Origin of the sequence: Nocardiopsis endophytica, from assembly GCF_027706725.1 — a bacterium.
GTDB lineage: Bacteria > Actinomycetota > Actinomycetes > Streptosporangiales > Streptosporangiaceae > Nocardiopsis_A > Nocardiopsis_A endophytica.
Genome location: NZ_JAQFWQ010000054.1, coordinates 17174 through 34032 on the forward strand (window position 1 = coordinate 17174; position 16859 = coordinate 34032).

Annotated in this window: 21 protein-coding genes and 1 pseudogene; 3 read left to right on the plus strand and 19 right to left on the minus strand. The window is 73.4% G+C overall.

Features of this window, described 5'->3' with window-relative positions:
- Positions 1 to 76 precede the first annotated feature (76 nt).
- On the plus strand, positions 77 to 892 hold the full coding sequence (locus O4J56_RS18280; RefSeq protein ID WP_270687196.1) for an alpha/beta fold hydrolase: 816 nt from the start codon (positions 77 to 79) through the stop codon (positions 890 to 892).
- Complete coding sequence (locus O4J56_RS18285; protein WP_270687197.1) at positions 885 to 1484, plus strand: TetR-like C-terminal domain-containing protein; 600 nt, start codon at positions 885 to 887, stop codon at positions 1482 to 1484. Before O4J56_RS18280 ends, O4J56_RS18285 begins: the two co-directional genes overlap by 8 nt.
- Positions 1485 to 1607: 123 nt before the next feature.
- Here the strand turns inward: O4J56_RS18285 and O4J56_RS18290 are convergent, their stop codons facing one another.
- From O4J56_RS18290 to rpsB, 5 genes are all read right to left on the minus strand, one after another.
- Positions 1608 to 2543 carry a phosphatidate cytidylyltransferase gene (locus tag O4J56_RS18290; RefSeq protein WP_270687198.1) on the minus strand — a complete coding sequence of 312 codons (936 nt, stop codon included), beginning with the start codon at positions 2541 to 2543 and terminating at the stop codon, positions 1608 to 1610.
- A gap of 41 nt (positions 2544 to 2584) precedes the next feature.
- The gene (gene frr, locus O4J56_RS18295) at positions 2585 to 3142 is read right to left on the minus strand and encodes a ribosome recycling factor (protein ID WP_270687199.1); all 558 of its coding nucleotides are present in this window, start codon (positions 3140 to 3142) and stop codon (positions 2585 to 2587) included.
- A 61-nt stretch (positions 3143 to 3203) separates the two neighbouring features.
- Entirely contained in the window at positions 3204 to 3971 is a 768-nt protein-coding gene (gene pyrH / locus O4J56_RS18300; RefSeq protein WP_270687200.1) for a UMP kinase, read from the minus strand.
- Between the two features lie 126 nt (positions 3972 to 4097).
- Positions 4098 to 4934 (minus strand): translation elongation factor Ts, encoded by an 837-nt coding sequence (tsf, locus tag O4J56_RS18305; protein ID WP_270687201.1) that lies wholly within the window; start codon positions 4932 to 4934, stop codon positions 4098 to 4100.
- A 96-nt stretch (positions 4935 to 5030) separates the two neighbouring features.
- On the minus strand, positions 5031 to 5939 hold the full coding sequence (rpsB, locus tag O4J56_RS18310; protein WP_270687203.1) for a 30S ribosomal protein S2: 909 nt from the start codon (positions 5937 to 5939) through the stop codon (positions 5031 to 5033).
- Between the two features lie 315 nt (positions 5940 to 6254).
- Here rpsB and O4J56_RS18315 point away from each other — a divergent pair.
- Positions 6255 to 6731: pseudogene (locus tag O4J56_RS18315) on the plus strand (murein hydrolase activator EnvC family protein); the annotation flags it as partial.
- Positions 6732 to 6834: 103 nt separating this feature from the next.
- Here O4J56_RS18315 and O4J56_RS18320 read toward each other — a convergent pair.
- The 14 genes from O4J56_RS18320 to rpsP all read right to left on the minus strand — a co-directional run bounded on the left by O4J56_RS18320 (position 6835) and on the right by rpsP (position 16749).
- Positions 6835 to 7782 (minus strand): tyrosine recombinase XerC, encoded by a 948-nt coding sequence (locus tag O4J56_RS18320; protein ID WP_270687205.1) that lies wholly within the window; start codon positions 7780 to 7782, stop codon positions 6835 to 6837.
- On the minus strand, positions 7779 to 8156 hold the full coding sequence (locus O4J56_RS18325) for a RidA family protein (protein ID WP_270687206.1): 378 nt from the start codon (positions 8154 to 8156) through the stop codon (positions 7779 to 7781). The genes O4J56_RS18320 and O4J56_RS18325 overlap by 4 nt, the downstream gene beginning before the upstream one ends.
- Before the next feature lie 70 nt (positions 8157 to 8226).
- A complete protein-coding gene (locus O4J56_RS18330) occupies positions 8227 to 8430 on the minus strand; it encodes a type II toxin-antitoxin system RelE family toxin (protein ID WP_270687208.1) in 204 nt (67 codons plus the stop codon).
- A gap of 8 nt (positions 8431 to 8438) precedes the next feature.
- Positions 8439 to 8717, minus strand: a complete 279-nt coding sequence (locus tag O4J56_RS18335) for an antitoxin of toxin-antitoxin stability system (protein ID WP_270687210.1) — start codon at positions 8715 to 8717, stop codon at positions 8439 to 8441.
- Between the two features lie 46 nt (positions 8718 to 8763).
- Positions 8764 to 9879, minus strand: coding sequence for a DNA-processing protein DprA (gene dprA, locus O4J56_RS18340; protein WP_270687228.1), 1116 nt, complete (start codon positions 9877 to 9879; stop codon positions 8764 to 8766).
- Positions 9880 to 10153: 274 nt separating this feature from the next.
- On the minus strand, positions 10154 to 11686 hold the full coding sequence (locus O4J56_RS18345; protein WP_270687212.1) for a YifB family Mg chelatase-like AAA ATPase: 1533 nt from the start codon (positions 11684 to 11686) through the stop codon (positions 10154 to 10156).
- Positions 11687 to 12067, minus strand: a complete 381-nt coding sequence (locus tag O4J56_RS18350; RefSeq protein ID WP_270687213.1) for a YraN family protein — start codon at positions 12065 to 12067, stop codon at positions 11687 to 11689.
- 387 nt (positions 12068 to 12454) lie between these two features.
- Complete coding sequence (locus O4J56_RS18355) at positions 12455 to 12781, minus strand: DUF2469 domain-containing protein (protein ID WP_017626253.1); 327 nt, start codon at positions 12779 to 12781, stop codon at positions 12455 to 12457.
- 142 nt (positions 12782 to 12923) lie between these two features.
- Entirely contained in the window at positions 12924 to 13910 is a 987-nt protein-coding gene (gene lepB, locus O4J56_RS18360; protein ID WP_408639137.1) for a signal peptidase I, read from the minus strand.
- A 146-nt stretch (positions 13911 to 14056) separates the two neighbouring features.
- Complete coding sequence (rplS, locus tag O4J56_RS18365; RefSeq protein WP_270680371.1) at positions 14057 to 14416, minus strand: 50S ribosomal protein L19; 360 nt, start codon at positions 14414 to 14416, stop codon at positions 14057 to 14059.
- 167 nt (positions 14417 to 14583) lie between these two features.
- Entirely contained in the window at positions 14584 to 15384 is an 801-nt protein-coding gene (trmD, locus tag O4J56_RS18370; RefSeq protein WP_270687214.1) for a tRNA (guanosine(37)-N1)-methyltransferase TrmD, read from the minus strand.
- Between the two features lie 6 nt (positions 15385 to 15390).
- Positions 15391 to 15948: a ribosome maturation factor RimM gene (rimM, locus tag O4J56_RS18375; RefSeq protein ID WP_270687215.1), complete on the minus strand. Its 558-nt coding sequence runs from the start codon at positions 15946 to 15948 to the stop codon at positions 15391 to 15393.
- A 104-nt stretch (positions 15949 to 16052) separates the two neighbouring features.
- On the minus strand, positions 16053 to 16295 hold the full coding sequence (locus O4J56_RS18380; protein WP_270680368.1) for an RNA-binding protein: 243 nt from the start codon (positions 16293 to 16295) through the stop codon (positions 16053 to 16055).
- Position 16296: 1 nt separating this feature from the next.
- Positions 16297 to 16749, minus strand: a complete 453-nt coding sequence (rpsP, locus tag O4J56_RS18385; RefSeq protein WP_270687216.1) for a 30S ribosomal protein S16 — start codon at positions 16747 to 16749, stop codon at positions 16297 to 16299.
- Positions 16750 to 16859 lie beyond the last annotated feature (110 nt).

The following is a 16859-nucleotide window of genomic DNA, read 5'->3' on the forward strand; positions in this document are numbered from 1 at the left end:
GACCGGCCTCCACCCCTTGACACCTCTGGCTAACTTAATTAGCTTTTCAGCTATCGACATTAGCCAGGAGGCCGCCATGAGGTACCTGCAGCGCCCCGACGGACGGATCGCCTACGACCTGCACGGCCCCGCGGACGGGCCGCTCGTCGTGTGCGTCCCCGGCATGGGGGACGTCCGTTCCACCTATCGGCACCTGACCGGGCCGCTCACGGAGGCCGGGTACCGCGTCGCCGCCATGGACCTGCGCTCGCACGGCGACAGCGACACCGCGTTCGCCTCGCACACCACCGTCGACACCGCCGAGGACACCGCGGCCCTGATCAAGGAGCTCGGTGGGCCCGCGACCGTGGTCGGCAACTCGCTGGGCGCGACCGCCGCCGCATGGGTCGCCGCCACCCGGCCCGAACTGGTGGACGGCCTCGTGCTCAGCGGCGCCTTCCTCCGCGGCGAAGGCGTCCGCGGCGCCACCGGGCTCGCCCTGAAGGCGATGCTGATGCGCCCCTGGGGGCCGGCGATGGCCGAGCGGTACCTGGGCTCGCTCTTCGCCGGGCGCACGAGCGAGGACCACCCCGCCCACATGGCCGCGATCCGCGCCGCCCTCCGCTCGCGCGACCGGTACCCGGGCATCCTCGCCGTCTTCGCCAACGCCTTCCGCCCGGTGCCCGCCCGGCTGGACGACGTGCGCGCGCCCGCACTGGTCGTCATGGGCGAGCTGGACCGCGACTGGCCGGACCCCGCGGCCGAGGCGGAGTGGATGCGCGACCGGCTCGGGGCCGATCTGCTGATGGTCCCCGAGGCGGGCCACTATCCCCTGGCCCAGCGTCCCGACGTGACGGTCCCGGCCCTGCTCGACTTCCTCGCGGCGACCGCGCGGGAGGCCGGACGTGCCTAGAGCGGGACTGTCGGCGGCCGCCGTCGCGGCGGAGGCCGCGGACCTGGCCGACACCGAAGGACTCGGCGCCCTGTCCCTGAAGGCCGTGGCCCAGCGGCTCGGCGTGGCCTCCCCCAGCCTGTACAAGCACGTCGCGGGGCTGGACGGGCTCCGCCGCGAGGTCGCCGTGCTCGCGGCGCGCGAATTCGGGGAGGCCCTGGGGGCGGCGGCGATGGGGCGCTCGGGCCCGGACGCCCTGAGGTCGGTCGCGGCGGCCTACCGCGAGTTCGCGCGCACCCGGCCCGGCAGGTACGCGGCGCTGAACACGGCTCCTCCCCCGGAGGACACGGAGGCGGCCGCCGCGTTCCGGCGGGCGGCGGAGGTGCTGGCGGCCGTCCTGCGCGGATTCGGCGTCGCGGAGGAGGACCTGGTCGACGAGATCCGCGCCTTGCGAGCGGCCCTGCACGGGTTCGCCGACCTCGAGGCCAGAGGGGGGTTCGGCCTCCCCGACGACGTGGACCGCAGCTTCGACAGGATGGTCGAACGCTCCATCGCCGGGCTCCGGTCGCAGACGACGGCCTCGGACGCCCAGGCCCCGTCCGGACGTCGATGATCTCGACGAAAGTGCTGCCATTACGGCGGTTTCGGCAGCACCATCGTCGAGATCAACGTCCGAGATGCCGGGTGGGGGGACCTCCGGACAGGGCCTGGGCCGCCTCCGCGGGAGCGCGGGAGGTCACAGCAGCAGGCCGAGCACCACCCACGCCACCGGACCCGCGATCAGCAGCGAGTCGACCCGGTCCATCAGGCCGCCGTGGCCCGGCATGAACCGCCCCATGTCCTTGATGCCCAGGTCGCGCTTGATCAGGGACTCGATGAGGTCCCCCACGATCGCGGCCAGCACCACCGCCACGCCCAGGACCAGGCCCACCCACACGGGCCCATCGAGCATCAGCGACACGGTCAGCCCCCCGGCCACCATGCACGCCAGGACCGAGCCGCCGAACCCCTCCCAGGTCTTGTTGGGGCTGATCACCGGCGCCATCTTGTGCCGCCCCAGCAGGATCCCGGCGAAGTAGCCGCCGATGTCGCTGCTGATGGTGACGATGATGAACGCGATCAGCCGGTCCCGCCCGTCGCCCGGGTGGGCCACCAGCAGCTGCCAGGTCCCCAGCAGGAACGGCAGGTAGCACAGGGTGAAGAGGTTGGCGGCCGCGTCGCGCACGTACCCGTCGGCGCCGCCGCGCAGCCGCCAGGCCAGGGCGCAGATCGCGGTCAGCGCCGTGGTGCCGACCAGCCATTCCGCCCCGCCGAAGTGCGCGCCGAACTGCATGGCGACGCCGCCGACGGCCAGCGGCGGCAGCGCCAGCCGCGCCCCGCCGGAGGCCACGGCGCGGTTCAGCTCGCGCAGCCCGATCACCGTGGCGGCGGCCGTGATCAGCGAGAACGCCTGCGGGTAGGGGAACAGCGAGAGCAGGACGAGGGCGCCCAGGGCCACGCCGCTGGCGATGGCCACCGGGAGGTTGCGGCCGGCGCGCACCGGCTCGCCGCCGGGCTTGGTCAACCGGAAGCGCGCGCCGCCGTCGTCGGCGGCCGCACCGCCCGACCCCGACTCGGGCCCGCTCCCTTCGCCTCGTCTCTCCCGCTCGAAGCCCGAATCAGAGTTGGACACCGGGGTGATTTCCTCGAACTCGACCTGGACCGGAACCGGGGCTAGACCTCCAGCAGTTCCGACTCCTTGTGCTTGAGCAGCTCGTCCACCTCGGCGGCGTACTTGTGGGTGGTCTCCTCCAGCTCGGCCTGGGCGCGGTGGCCCTCGTCCTCGCCGATCTCGCCGTCCTTGACCGCCTTGTCCAGGGCGTCCTTGGCGCGGCGGCGGATGTTGCGGATCGAGACCTTGGCGTCCTCGGCCTTGGTGCGCACCACCTTGACGTACTCCTTGCGGCGCTCCTCGGACAGGTCCGGGAAGACCACGCGGATGATGCTGCCGTCGTTGGCCGGGTTCACGCCCAGGTCGCTCTCGCGGATGGCGCGCTCGATCGCCGACAGGGAGCTCTTGTCGAACGGCGAGACGACCACCATGCGCGGCTCGGGCACCGAGAACGAGGCGAGCTGGTTGATGGGCGTCTGCGCACCGTAGTACTCGGCGGTGATCTTGTTGAAGGTCGCGGGGCCGGGGCGGCCGGTGCGCACCGACGCGAAGTCCTCCTTCGCGACCACGACGGCCTTCTCCATCTTCTCCTCGGCCTCGAGAAGTGTCTCTTCGATCATTGCGGCTCCCGTGTGTCGCTGCTCGTGGGGAAGGTTCGGGGTCGGAGGGGTCGGTGGCGGCTCAGGAGTCCGCGGGGCAGACGATGGTGCCGATCTTCTCGCCCCGCACGGCGCGGACGATGTTGCCCGCCCCCATCAGGTCGAAGACCACGATCGGCAGGCCGTTGTCCATGCACAGGCTCACGGCGGTGGCGTCCATGACCTTCAGCCCGCGGGTGAGGACCTCGTTGTACTCGAGCCGGTCGAACTTCACGGCCGAGGCGTTGCGGTGCGGGTCGGAGTCGTACACCCCGTCGACCTGGGTGCCCTTGAGGACCGCCTGGGCGCCGATCTCCAGCGCGCGCTGGGCGGCCGTGGTGTCGGTGGAGAAGAACGGGGCGCCCAGTCCGGCGCCGAAGATGACGACCCGGCCCTTCTCCAGGTGGCGCACGGCGCGCCGGGGGATGTAGGCCTCGGCGACCTGGCTCATGTGGATGGCGGTCTGCACCCGCGTCTCCACGCCCTGGCGCTCCAGGAAGTCCTGCAGCGCGAGGCAGTTGATGACGGTGCCGAGCATCCCCATGTAGTCGGCGCGGCCGCGCTCGACGCCGCTGGCGGACAGCTCCGCCCCGCGCATCATGTTGCCGCCGCCGACCACGACCGCCACCTGCATGCCCTCGCCCACGGCCTGGGCGATGGCCTCGGCGACGTACTGCACGACGCCGGCGTCGATGCCGAGCTGCTCCCCGCCGGCGAAGGCCTCGCCGGACAGTTTCAGTACGACACGCCGCCAGCCGCCGTCGTGCATCTCCGCGATGCCCGCGGCGCTGTGTCCCTCGTTCTCCGGCACGGCGCTCGGCCTCCTTCTGGTTCCCCCGAGTGGTTGGCGTCGCGGGGTCACCTGGGCCGTGTCCCCGCCTTGATCCACCGAAGGTGCCGGGGAACGACTCCCCGGCACCTCCATCATGTCAAAGACTTAGGACTGGCCGACCTTGAAGCGGACGAAGCGCACGACGGAGACGCCGGCCTCGTCCACGACCTTCTGCACGGTCTTCTTGTTCTCCTTGACGAACGGCTGCCCGAGGAGGGTGGCCTCCTTGAAGAAGCCGTTGACGCGGCCCTCGATGATCTTGGGCAGGGCCTGCTCCGGCTTGCCCTCCTCGCGGGCGGTCGCCTCGGCGATGCCGCGCTCCTTCTCGACGACGTCCGCGGGGACCTCGTCCTTGGAGACGTAGCGCGGGGCCAGGGCCGCGATCTGCTGGGCCAGGTCCTTGCCGACCTCGGCGTCGGCCTTGTCCAGCTCGACCAGCACACCCATGGTCGGGGGCAGGTCCGGGTCGGACTTGTGCAGGTAGGAGGCGACGTAGGCGCCCTCGAACCTGGCGAAGTTGCGCAGCTCCAGCTTCTCGCCGATGACCGCGCTGTTCTCCTCGATGACCTGCTGGACGCTCTTGCCCTGGCCCATGTCGGCGGCGGCGAGGGCGGTGGCGTCGGCGAAGTCCCCGGTGGCGGCGAAGGCGGCGATCTCGTCGGCGAGCTTGATGAAGCTCTCGTTCTTGGCGACGAAGTCGGTCTCGCAGTTGAGCTCGACGAGGACGGCGGAGGTGTCGGCGTCCTGCTTGAGCGCGACCAGGCCGTTGGCGGCGGTGCGGTCGGCGCGCTTGCTGACGGACTTGGCGCCCTTGATCCGGAGGAACTCGACGGCCTTGTCGAAGTCGCCGTCGTTCTCCTGCAGGGCCTTCTTGCTGTCCATCATGCCGGCGCCGGTCATGTCGCGCAGCTTCTTGACGTCGGCGGCGGTGAAGTTCGCCATGGCTATTCTCTGTTCCCTAGGACGTGGGTCGACGTGGACGCGGAGAGAGGCAGGAAGGGCGGCCCTCCCGCCGCGGGGGCGGGAGGGCCGGGAGGCTCAGGCCTCCTTCGGGGTCTCCTCGGCGGGGGCCTCGGCGGCCGGAGCCTCCTCGGCGGCGGGGGCCTCGGCCGGGGTCTCGGCGACGGCCTCGGCGGCCGGGGCCTCGGCGGCGGCCGGGGCGGCCTCGCCCTCGCCCTTGCCCTCCAGGAGCTCGCGCTCCCACTCGGCCAGCGGCTCCTCGGCGGCCTTCTGCTCACCGGCGGCGGACCCGCCCGAGCGGACCATCAGGCCCTCGGCGACGGCGTCGGCCACGACCCGGGTCAGCAGGCTGACGCTGCGGATGGCGTCGTCGTTGCCCGGGATCGGGTAGTCGACCTCGTCGGGGTCGCAGTTGGTGTCCAGGATCGCGACGACCGGGATGTTCAGCTTGCGGGCCTCGCTGATCGCGATGTGCTCCTTCTTGGTGTCCACGATCCAGACCGCGCTGGGGACGCGGGACATGTCGCGGATACCGCCGAGCGTGCGCTCCAGCTTCTCCTTCTCGCGGCGCAGGCCGAGGAGCTCCTTCTTGGTGAGCCCGGAGGCGGCCACGTCGTCGAAGTCGATCTCCTCCAGCTCCTTGAGCCGCTGGAGCCGCTTGTGCACGGTGGAGAAGTTGGTCAGCATGCCGCCCAGCCAGCGCTGGTTGACGAAGGGCATGCCGACGCGGCGGGCCTGCTCGTCGATGGCCTCCTGCGCCTGCTTCTTGGTGCCGACGAAGAGGATGGTGCCTCCGTGGGCGACCGTCTCCTTGACGAACTCGTAGGCGCGGTCGATGTAGGCCAGCGACTTCTGCAGGTCGATGATGTAGATGCCGTTGCGCTCGGTGAAGATGAAGCGCTTCATCTTCGGGTTCCAGCGCCGGGTCTGGTGCCCGAAGTGGACCCCGCTCTCGAGCAGCTGACGGATGGTCACGACTGTGGCCATGACTTCCTCCTCGGTGCGGCGGGCGCGGCCCGCCTTGGTTGTTCCTGACGCCCCGGCCGCATCCGCCGCGCCGGCGTGCGGCGCGGACCGTGGACGCGGCCCTCCCCTGCCTCGGAGAGCGCGTGGGCGTGCGTGATGTGGTTCGACCCGTAGTGGGCCGTTGACGATTCTAACCGGACCGGAGTCCGACCGCGGCCCTTAAGGACCTCGTCGGCGCGATGTCAAGCACATCCGCCCGGAATCACATCGGAACCGTTGTCCACAGGGGGTGACGACCTCCTCGTGTCGCGTGGGCTCCGGGGAGATCCTGAGCCCATGCTCTGCGATACCCGCGCTCGCGCCCCGCACTCACCGCGCCCCTCCCCCGCCGTGCGGGTCGCGGCGGCGCTCGCCCTGGTCTGGGCCCTCGCGGCGGGGCCGCCCCCGCCCGCCTCCGCCGACACCGGGCCCTGGCGGTGGCCCCTGGAGGGCGTCCCCGAGGTGCTGCGCCCCTTCGACCCGCCGCCCCGGCCCTGGCTGCCCGGGCACCGCGGCGTGGACCTGGCCGCAGAGGAGGGGGACGAGGTGGTGGCGGCGGGGCCGGGCCGGATCGGCTTCGCCGGCGAGGTCGCGGGGACGGGCGCGGTGACGGTCGTCCACGGGGAGCTGCGCACCACCTACCTGCCGGTGCGCGCGTCGGTGCAGGCCGGGGACACGGTGGCCGCGGGCGACGTGCTGGGGACCCTGGCCGAGGGGGCCGCGCACTGCGGGTCGCGGCCGTGCCTGCACTGGGGCCTGCTCCGCGGGCGGGACTACCTGGACCCGCTCTCCCTGCTCGGGCGCGGCCGGGTGCGGCTGCTGCCGCTGCCGCTCGCCCCGGCGGGGGCGGGCGTCGCCGCCGGGGCGCCGCGCACGCTCACGCGCGCGGGTGGGAGCGCCGGTAGACCTCGGTCAGCCGCTCGATCGAGACGTGGGTGTACACCTGCGTGCTGTCCAGGGACGCATGCCCCAGGTACTCCTGGACGCTGCGCAGGTCGGCGCCGCCGTTCAGCAGGTGGGTGGCGGCGCTGTGCCGCAGGGCGTGCGGCCCGGCGTCGCTGCCGTCGCCGGCGGCGCGCAGCAGCTCGTGCACGTCGCGGCGGGCGCTGCGGGTGCCCAGGCGGCCACCCCGCGCCCCGAGGAACAGGGCGCGCCCGGAGTGTGGGCCCACCAGGGCCGGGCGCCCGGCCTGCAGCCAGGCGTCGACGGCATCGAGGGCGGGCTCGCCGATGGGCACCGCGCGCTCCTTGCCGCCCTTGCCGAGCACACGCAGTGTGCGCCGCTCGCGGTCGATGTCGTCGAGGTCGAGGCCACACAGCTCGGCGACGCGCAGCCCGCCGCCGTAGAGCACCTCCACCACCGCCGTGCGGCGCAGGCCGTCGGGGGTGGAGGCGGCCTCGGCGTCCTCGGCGTGGGCGGTGATGGCGTCGGCCGCCTGGTCCTCGCTGAGCACCCGGGGCAGGGAGCGCCGGCGCACCGGTGTGGCGAGCAGCGGCCCGGGGTCGGTGTCCAGGCGGCCCATACGGTGCAGGTGGGCGGTGAAGGCACGGGCGGCGGCGATGCGCCGGGCGAGGGTGGCGCGGCTCGCCCCGGCCCCGCTCAGCCGGGAGAGCCAGCCGCGGAGCAGCCCGAGGTCGAGGCGGTCGACGGGGGCGCCGACGGCGTCGAGGTGGCCGAGCAGGGAGCGGGCGTCGCCCAGGTAGGCGCGCACGGTGTGCTCGGACCGTCCCAGCTCGGACCGGAGCCGCCGCGCGAAGTCGTCGAGCAGCGCGTCCCGGCCGTCGCCCTGGCGGTCGTCCGGACCGTCGGGCCCGTGCGGGCTCACCCCTCCCCGTCCCGGCGCTCGGGGGCGGGCAGGGCGGCCACGGCCTCGATCTCGACCAGGCAGCGGGAGTCGGCGAGCCCGTTGACCTCCACGAGCGTGGAGGCGGGCCGGGGTTCGTGGACGAGGAACTCGCGCAGCACCTGCCGGACGGACTGGAGGTCGGCGATGTGGCGGAGGTAGTAGGTGAGCTTGACGACGTGCCGCAGGTCGGCCCCGTGCGGGGCGAGGGCGGCCTCGATGTTCCGGAAGACCTGTCGCGTCTGCTCGACGGCGTCCCCCTCGGCGACGCTCCCGTCGGGTGCCTCGGGCAGCTGCCCGGAGACGAACACGAACGGCCCGTCGGCGAGGAGGGAGGCACTGTAGTTCTTCGCCATGCGATCACCCTAACGGCCGGAGGTACAGGAGTCCCGGTGCGCGACAGCGCCTCGGCCGCACCGTGCTCCTTCAGAGCCCCCGGTAAACCTCACGACGGTGAGCCGCGCGCAGGGCGACGACCACGAGTTCGCCGTCGTCGATCATGTAGACGACTCGGAATTCACCAACGCGGATCCGCCAGAGCCGGCCCTGTTGATGGCAGACCTGTCGAGCTTCATCGGCTCCTACCGGCTCCTTGGAGGCACGCCCGTCAAAGAGGACTTCAGACTCCACCTCCTGAGTCAGAGTCCAGCCTCCCGCTTAACCTCTTCCAGGGACATGACCTCAGCAGTACCGGCCCGGACCTCGTCCAGCCGATGCCGGGCGATGCGCCCGTCCTCCTCGTCGAACATCTCCTCACATGCCTCCGCGAGCCCGACCGGGACGATCCCGGCGATCCGTTCACGGCCCTGCCCAGACACCCCGAAGGTGACCCGGCCTTCGACGGCGGACCCGTCGATCACCTGCGAGAAGTGGTCGCGCACCTCGGCGACGGTCAGCTCTGCCGGTTCTCCGTCCATGACGCCATGATCGCGCACACGACCGCGCCCCACACGTGTTTCCGCCTCAGACCCGGTCCTTCGCCATGCCCGTCCCCGGGCGGACGCGCCACCCTGATGCCGCGCGTTCGATGAAACCGCCCGCCGCCAGCAGCCCCAGCCTCCTCAGGGCCTCGTCCATGCCGACGCCCGCCGCCGTCGCGATCTCCGCCGGGCCCACCCCCTTCTTCGCCGGGACCGCCTCCAGCACCGTCCGCGTCGCCGGGTCCAGGCCGTCGACCGCCATCACCGTCCCTCCGCCCTCCCGCAGCTCCTCGCCCACCGCGCCCAGCTGCTCGGCGACGTCCGCCGCGTCCGTCACGCACACCGCGTTCCAGTCCCTCAGCAGCCGGTGGCACCCCGCCGACAGCGCGGACGTCACCGGCCCCGGCACCGCCATCACCGTCCGGCTCAGCTCCTGGGCGTGCCGGGCCGTGTTCAGCGCCCCGCTCCGCAGCCCCGCCTCCACGACGACCGTGCCGGGCGCCAGCGCCGCGATGACCCGGTTGCGCACCAGGAACCCGTGACGTGTGGGCCGCACCCCCGGGCCGTGCTCGGTGGCGATCACCCCGTGCTCCACCACCTCCTCGAAGAGCCGCCCGTTCCCGCCCGGGTACAGCCGGTCCGGCCCACAGGCCAGCACCGCCACGGTCGCCGCCCCGCCCCCGAGGCACCCGCGGTGGGCCGCCGCGTCCACACCGAACGCCCCGCCGGACACCACCGACCAGGAGTCCCGCGCCAGGTCGTGGGCCAGTCCCGAGGCGACGTGCAGGCCGTAGGCGCTCGCCGAGCGCGACCCCACCACCGCCACCGCCCGCAGGCACGCGTTGCGCAGGTCGCCGCGCCCGCGCACCCACAGCGCGTACGGCCGCTCGTCACCGAGCCCGTCCAACCGCCCGGGCCATTCCGGGTCGCCCGGAACGACCAGCCGGGCCCCCGCCTCGGCCGCCCGTTCCATCAGGCGCTCCCCGACGACCGCCCGCGCCCGGCCCGCCCACGCCTCCGGCCGCCGCGTGCGCCGACCCGGCCCGGCCTCGTCGGCGATCGCGCCGTGCCGCACGAGGTCCCACGCCTCCACGGCGCCGCGCGACCGCAGCACCGCCCCCACGAGCGGGTGCCCCGGGTCCACCGCGACGGAGAGCATCGCCCGCGCGAAGGCGTCCTCTTCGTCGCGCCCCGGCCCCTGCCCCGCCCCGCCGGTTTCGGCGCCGCCTCCGTCCTCCTCCGACAGCCCGCTCACCGCGCCTCCTCTCCCGCCGACACCGAGGTGCGCCCCGATGGCCCCGGCCACCGCGAGCAGCCTTCAGGCGCGACCGGCGCGAGGCTCCGGCGGGCGCCGATCCGGGCTCCGAAGCACCGTTCCCCGCACCGCTCCGTTCCGGAAGTCCCGTGGGCTCCCCCTCCCCACACGATCGGCTTCACGGGTACCGCCCCGACCACAGGGCGAACGCCATCGCCGTGTCCTCCGGCTCCGGCGCGCTCCGGCCCGCCAGGTCGGCCAGGGTCCACGCCACCCGCAGCGACCGGTCCACCCCGCGTGCGCTGATCTCACCGCGCTCCATCGCCGCCGCGAGGATCGACCGGGCGGCCTCGGGCACCGGGAACCGCCGGCGCAGCTCGGCCCCCGGAACCTGCGCGTTGGCCCGCCACGGCGTCCCCTCGAACCGCTCGGCCGACCGCTCGCGCGCCCGCGCCACCCGCTCCGCCACCTGTTCCGACGTCTCCGCGAACGGCTGGTCGGCCAGCAGCTCGCCCCGGGTCACCGGCTGCAGCTCGATCTTGAGGTCGACCCGGTCCAGCAGCGGTCCCGACAGCCGCGCCAGGTACCGGCGGCGCTGCGGGGGCGGGCACGTGCACGCCGGCCCGGGCCGCGCGCACGGGCACGGGTTGGCCGCCATGCACAGCTGGAACCGCGCCGGGAAGGTGACCGTCCCCAACGCGCGGTCCACGGTCACCTCGCCCGACTCCAGCGGCTGCCGGAGCGAGTCCAGCACCGACCGCTGGAACTCCGGGGCCTCGTCGAGGAACAGCACCCCGCGATGCGCCCGCGACACGCACCCCGGCCTGATGCTCGTGCTCCCGCCGCCGACCATCGCCACCCGGGTGGCGGTGTGGTGCGGAGCGCTGTACGGCGGCACGGTGATCAACGGCTCCCTGCGCGACAGCGTCCCCGCCACGCTGTGCACCGCCGTCACCTCCACCGCCTCCTGCCGCGACAGCGGCGGCAGCACCGTCGGCAGCCGCTCGGCCAGCAGGCTCTTCCCCGTCCCCGGCGGGCCGATCATCATCAGGTGGTGCCCGCCCGCCGCGGCGATCTCCACCGCCCGCCGCGCCATCGGCTGCCCCAGCACGTCCGCGAGGTCCGGCCGGGGCGCCCGGTGCGCATCGCGCTCGGGGCAGGGCGGCTCGTCCTCGAACAGGTCCTCCTGCGGCGGCGCCTCGCCGCGCAGCCGGGCGAACAGCTCGGTGAGGGAGCGGACGGCGATCACCTCCACGTCCGGCACCAGCCGCGCCTCGGCAGCGTTCTCCCTGGCCACGGCGAAGGTCGTATGCCCGCCCCGGACGGCCGCCAGAACGGCGGGGAGCACCCCCTCCACCGGGCGCGTGCGCCCGTCCAGGCCCAGCTCCGCCATGAAGACGCAGTCGTGGACGCCCTCCAGGGGCACGGCCCCGTCCGCCCCCAGCACCGCAGCGGCGATCGCCAGGTCGAACCCGCTCCCGCGCTTGGGCAGGCTCGCCGGGGACAGGCTGACGGTGATCTGGCAGTCCGGCCAGGTCTCCCCCGAATTGGCGACGGCGGCGCGGATGCGGTCGCGGGCCTCCCTCAGGGCGGTGTCGGGCAGGCCGACGAGGGTGAGGGCCGCCTGCCCCGAGCCCAGGTGCGCCTCGACCTCGACGGGGTGCCCCTCGACGCCGAGCAGGGCCATGGACAGCGTGCGCGCCAGGGCCATTCACGCCACCCCCTGGTCGTGCCGGAGGTAGGCGCGCCCGTCCCGGCGGACGAGGACGCCGACGACGTCGACCCGGGTGCGCGGCGGTGCGTTGTGGGCCTGCGCGCGGTAGCGCCGGGCCAGGCGGCGCAGCCGCCGCAGCTTCGCCGGGCCGACCGCTTCGAGCGGGGTCCCGAAGCGCTGCCCGGTGCGGGTCTTCACCTCGACGACGATGAGCGTGCCGCCCCAGCGGGCGACGATGTCGATCTCACCGTCCGGGCAGCGCCAGTTCCGCGCGAGGATGCGCAGCCCGGTCCGCCGCAGGTGCGCGGCGGCCAGGTCCTCGCCGTACCGCCCGAGTGCGGCCTTGGTCCACCCCGATCCGGCCGTGGCCGATGCCATGGGCCCTCACCTCCGAGCCCGATGGTGAGGGCCGGCGAGGCACCGTGGCGGACGGATCGACGGGCTGTGGACAAGGCGGCGGAACGCGACAGGTATCTCCGCGTGTGCGGAGCGGGGGAGCCCACGACGGGATCGTCGTCCATCTCCGCCTGTGCGGAGCACGATGTCCTGGGAGGACCAGGATCACGACCATTTGCTGCTTCCATCTCCGCGCCCGCGGAGCCCGGGGCGGTCCTCCCGCTGCCGACCGCCTCCGGGCGCTCACCCCAGTGTGCCCGCCCCGGGTCGCCGAGGGCCGCGGCCCCCGCTTCGGCCGCCCCCGCATACGACGGAGGGCGGGGCCGTGCGGCCCCGCCCTCCGCGGGCGTCATCTCCCGAGGGGTCCTGCTACTCCTGGCCGGGGCGGCCTGAGGGGACCTCGAGGTCGGACTTGGTGATCTCCTCGACGTTCACGTCCTTGAACGTCACCACGCGCACGTTGCGGACGAACCTCGCCGGGCGGTACATGTCCCACACCCAGGCGTCCTCCATCGTGACCTCGAAGTACATCTCACCGTTCTCGGTGCTGCGCGGCTGCAGGTCGACGTGGTTCGTCAGGTAGAACCGCCGCTCGGTCTCGACCACGTACGAGAACAGGCCGACGACGTCGCGGTACTCCCGATAGAGCTGCAGCTCCATCTCGGCCTCGTACTTCTCCAGGTCCTCAGAACTCATCTCGCGCTCGCTTTCGTCGTGCACCCCAGGTCCGCCGGCCCGGCCCCCTTCGCCCCGTTCGGCGCCTCTTGGTCCTGCCATGCTCGAAAGCGGATGTCTTCCGCTACAGATCCATCATGCGCCATATGTCAACCGCGCGCTGTCATTCGCCGGAATCCCCGGCGTGTGACTTCCCGGACCCCGGGCGCCGCCGCCACAGGCTCCGGCCCGCCCGGCGCACCGGCACCGCGGCCGCCGCCCCCAGCAGCAGCGGCGCCGCCGGGACCGCCGCGGCCGCCACCGGCCCGGCCGCCCCGCCGCCGTCCGGGGAGCCCGCGGCCTCGCCGCCACCGCCGCCCTCGTTCAGGGAGTCGAACGTCTCCGGGATCGGCAGCGTCCGCATCCGGTCCACCGGCCACATCAGGACGAACGCCCGGCCGACGACCTCGTCCTCGGCGATCGTGCCCTCCCCCGGGTCGTTCTGGTGCAGGCGGGAGTCGTAGGAGATCTGCCGGTGGTCGCCCATCAGCCAGAGCCGCCCCTCGGGCACCTCGACCGGCCCGAACTCGGTGTGCGTGTCCTGGCTGCCCGGGTACAGGTACGGCTCGTCCAGCGGCTCGCCGTTGACCAGGACGCGCCCCTCGGCGTCGCAGCACTCCACCGTGTCGCCGCCGACGCCGATCACGCGCTTGATGTAGTCCTTGCCGGTGGGCTGCACGCCGAGCTGCTGGCCCACCCAGGTGAACAGCCGGTTCACCGCGTTCCCGGACTCGGGGGCCTCCACCCCCGGCTCGTCCCAGGTCCCGGTGCCGTTGAACACCACGATGTCCCCGCGCTCGATGTCGCGCACCTGGTAGACGAGCTTGTTGACCAGCACCCGGTCGTTGATCTGGAGGGTGTCCTCCATGGACCCGGAGGGGATGTAGAACGGCTGCACCACCCAGGTCTTGATGACGAAGGCCAGGACCAGCGCGATGACGATCAGGAGGGGAAGCTCCTTCCAGAAGGAGCCCTTCTTCTCGCCCGTCTCCTCTTTCTTGGCGCCCATCGCGTCCTCCGCACTCCCCCTGGGCCGTCCGGCGTCCGGTCCGGCACCCTCCGCGCCCTCGGCGGCCGACCCGGGGTCGGCGGGCCCACCGGGGCCGGACACACGTCTGGCTCCCCCGCGGTCGTCCGCAGGGGAGCCAGTGGTGTGCGTGCCGGATTCCTCGTTGCTCATCGGGAACGAAGCCTATCCGAGCGGCGCGTCGCGCGCCGATAAAAGTGCGCGCCCGAAAGCGCGCGGCCGGCCGGAGCCTACTTGGCGGCGGGCTCGCGGCGCTCGGGGATGCGGGCGGCCTTGCCCCGCAGGTCCCGCAGGTAGTACAGCTTGGCGCGGCGGACGCGACCGCGGGCGGCGACCTCGATCTTCTCGATGGCCGGGGTGTGCACCGGGAAGGTGCGCTCCACGCCGACCCCGTAGCTGACCTTGCGGACCGTGAAGGTCTCGCGGTTGCCGGCGCCCTGCCGTCGGATCACCGCACCCTTGAAGACCTGGATACGGGACCGGTTCCCCTCGGTCACGCGCACGTGGACGTTGAGCGTGTCGCCCGGGCGGAAGTCGGGGATGTCGGAGCGCAGCTGGGCCTTCTCGAGCTCCTGGATAGCGGTGTGCATCTCAGCGATTCCTCATCGGTTGCGCGCCGCGGCGACGGCCATTGCGGTTCGCGCGGGCGGATTCTGCTGCCGGTGTCGATGTGTGCCCGTGTGGGCGGAGGCGATTCCGCCGCCTAGGCGTCGGCCGACAGCATGCGGACGAACGTCTACGGCAGGGGCAACTCGTCTTAGTCTGCCATAGATTCGGGCCCGGCCTGTAACCGGGCCTCGGCGAGGACCTCCTGGTCGCGGCGGTCGAAGCGGGAGGGGTCGCCCTCCCCGAGCAGCTCCGGCCGCATCCTCGCCGTCTTGCGGAGGGCCTGGTCGCGGCGCCACCGGTCGACCGCGCCGTGGTCACCGGACAGCAGCACGGGCGGCACCTCGCGCCCCCGCCACACCGCGGGCTTGGTGTAGACGGGCCCCTCCAGCAGGTGCTCCATCTCTCCCGGGGCGAAGGAGTCCTGGTCGACCGAGTCGCGGTTGCCGAGCACCCCCGGCAGCAGCCGCGACACCGTCTCGACCATGACCAGGGTGGCCGACTCCCCGCCCGCCAGGACGTAGTCGCCGATGCTCAGCTCCTCGACGGGCATCCGCGCGGCCGCCTCCTCCAGGACCCGGCCGTCGATGCCCTCGTAGCGCCCGCAGGCGAAGACCAGCCACGGCTCGGCGGCCAGCCGGTCGGCGCGGGCCTGGGTGAACGGCGCCCCGCTGGGGGTGGGCACGATCAGCCGGGGGACGGCCCCCTCCCGGCCTTCCGGCCCGGCGGCGGCGACCGCGTCCAGCGCCTCGCCCCACGGCTCGGGCTTCATGACCATCCCCGGCCCGCCCCCGTAGGGCGTGTCGTCGACGGTGTTGTGCCGGTCGTGGGTCCAGGACCGCAGGTCGTGCAGGCGGATGTCGAGGATCCCCGCCTCCCGCGCCTTGCCGATGAGCGACAGCTCCAGCGGCGCGAAGTAGTCGGGGAAGATGGTGACGATGTCGATGCGCACCGGCGCTCACCCCTCCCCTTCGGCGGCCTCGCGCGGGGCGGCGGCCTCCTCGGCGGCGTCCGGGTCGAGCAGCCCGGGCGGGGGGTCCAGGGTGAGCGTGCCCGCGGCGGTGTCCACCTCGGGCACGATCGCGCGGACGAAGGGCACCAGCGCCTCCCGGCCCCCGCCGGTGTCGATCACCAGCAGGTCCTGGGCGTGGTGCAGCACGTCGGCGACCACGCCGACCTCGCCGCCGCCCACGGTGCGGGCGCGCAGCCCGATCAGCTCGTGGTCGCGGAACTCGTCGGGGTCCTCGATCGGCCCCAGGTCCGCCGACTCCACCTGCAGCACGGTGCCGCGCAGCCCTTCGGCGGCGGTGCGGTCGGCCACCCCCTCGAAGCGCACGAGCAGGCGCCCCGAGTGGGTGCGGGACGAGGCCACCACGAGCGGCCCCGCCGACTCGGGGTCGGTGAGCAGGCGCGAGCCGGGCGCGAAGCGCGCCTGCGGCTCGTCCGTGCGCACGTCGACGGCCACGTCGCCACGGATCCCGTGGGCGCGGCCGATCCGGCCGACAACCAGACGCATCGCGGTCTTCCTCGTTCCCTTCCCCGTCCGGTGTGGGCCCCGGCCCCCCGGACACGACACCGGGGGCGCCGACCCGTCGCGGATCGGCGCCCCCGGCGCACGGTTCAGCGCACCTCGTGCAGGTCCAGCAGGTCCACGCGGACGTACTTGCCGCCGGCCAGCGAACCGACCACGGTCCGCAGGGCCTTGGCGGTCCGGCCGTTGCGGCCGATGACCTTGCCGAGGTCGTCGGGATGCACCCGAACTTCGAGCACCTTGCCCTTGCGGAGCCTCTTGGCTCTCACCTGGACATCGTCGGCGTTCACCACGATGCCCTTGACCAGGTGCTCAAGCGCCTCTTCCAGCACGTCAGGCCTCGCCCTCGGGCTTGGGGGTCTCGTCGGTCGCCTCGTCGGCCTTCTCGGCCTTCTTCTTGGCCCTGCCCTTGCCGCCCTTGTCCTCGTTGTCCGGGAGCACGAGCTCCTTCAGGACGGCCTGGAAGGCGGCCTCCTCGGCCTCCTTGTCGCGCGGCTCGGCGACCTGGATCGGCTTCTGGGGCTTGGGCAGGCCCTTGAACTCCTGCCAGTCACCGGTCTTCTTCAGGAGGGTCTTGACCGGGTCGGTCGGCTGGGCCCCCTGCGACAGCCAGTACTGCGCCCGCTCCGAGTTCACCTCGATGAAGCTGGGGTGCTCCTTCGGGTGGTACTTGCCGATCTCCTCGATCGCCTGGCCGTCGCGCTTGGCGCGGGCGTCGGCGACGATGATGCGGTACTGGGGCGTACGGATCTTCCCCATACGCTTGAGCTTGATCTTGACAGCCACGGAGTGGTTCTCCTGAATTGCGTGAGCGAGTGCCCGTTCGGACGCCGCCGCGTGGGGTTGCGGGGGCCGATCGGGCCGGACGTGGGCGCCGGGCAAGTAGAGGGCCGACC